Annotated in this window: 1 protein-coding gene; it reads right to left on the bottom strand. The window is 67.7% G+C overall.

Going from position 1 to position 263, the window contains the following annotated elements:
• Positions 1-263: hypothetical protein (locus AC0IW9_RS31055; RefSeq protein ID WP_471652149.1), on the bottom strand; the 263-nt coding region annotated here is incomplete at both ends.

Here is a 263-nt window from a genome sequence, read left to right as displayed (position 1 = left end):
ATGTAGCGATCAAGGCTCGCCAGCGGCAGTTCGCCAGCAACAGGCGAAGCGGAGGGCGCGCTGGCCAGGCTGGCTAGTAGCAGCGCCGCGCCTTGCTGGGCGATGACCGGGTCGGCAATCGGGCTGGCGATCAGCCAATTCACCAACTGCTGTTGTGCGCCGCCGAGGGTCAGCGTTTGCGGGCGGTCGAGCAGGCGTTGGCCATTATCGGCGTGGGCGCCGAGGCGACTGCGCAGCCAGTGGCTGTCGGGCACATCGAACAC

The organism is Belnapia sp. AC561 (assembly GCF_979252845.1).
Note: the sequence above shows the minus strand (reverse complement) of the source record. Positions and strands in the feature narration are given on the sequence as shown.